This is a genomic window from Peribacillus sp. P4_C12 (assembly GCF_056402095.1).
Genome location: NZ_JBFUIB010000963.1, coordinates 1 through 930, shown reverse-complemented (window position 1 = coordinate 930; position 930 = coordinate 1). Strand labels below are relative to the sequence as shown.

Genomic DNA, 930 nt, shown 5'->3' with positions numbered 1-930 from the left:
CTATTAATAAATGGATTTTATTATGATGAGTAACAGCGAGTAAAAAGATTGAGTTCAAGTAAGGTCATATTAACAAAGGTTGCATAATTGTAATCATAATCCATATTTGTTGACAGAGAATGATATCCATGATAAATTATCTTTAAATGAAGATATATTAATTCGAGATAATTGACTGAAGATAAAACTCTAAACACAATATCACTTGAATAGACAATCGACCTTAAAGGAAAAATGTAGTAACCGATTACGAATGAGTGAATCAGCAAAAAGCAGCAGTACCCAATAAGCCAAATTGTCGATTTTAGTAGGAGGAATATAAATGAATTAAAAGGAATCCACCACGTAACAGCCATTACAAGTAGTGCAGAAAAGAATTACGAATTTTTCACTTATATATTAGGAATGCGTTTAGTTAAAAAAACGGTTAACCAAGATGATATTCAAACATATCACCTATTTTTTGCAGATGATGTTGGTGGTCCAGGTACAGATATGACTTTCTTCGACTTCCCTGGTATTYCAAAAGGAGTACATGGCACTAATGAAATTTCAAAAACATCTTTCCGTGTACCAAATGATGAAGCATTAGAATATTGGGTTAAACGTTTTGATCGCCTAGAGGTTAAAAATACCGGAATTCAAGAACAATTTGGTAAAAAAATCATTTCATTTGTTGATTTTGATGACCAGCAATATCAATTGATTTCAGATGAAAACAATGCAGGCGTTGCTGCGGGTATACCATGGCAAAAAGGACCTATTCCTTTAGAATATGCTATTACAGGATTAGGCCCCATTTTTATACGGATTGCCAACTTTGATTATTTTAAAGAAATGTTGGAAAAAGTTTTATTATTTAAAGAAATAGGGAATGAAGGATCATTTCATTTATTTGAAGTTGGAGAAGGTGGGAATGGTGCTCAAGTA

General features: G+C 32.1%; 1 protein-coding gene. It reads left to right on the top strand.

Going from position 1 to position 930, the window contains the following annotated elements; genetic code table 11:
• Positions 1-318: 318 nt before the first annotated feature.
• The coding region (locus AC1DUW_RS30585; protein WP_477644415.1) for a VOC family protein at positions 319-930 on the top strand (612 nt) is incomplete at its 3' end.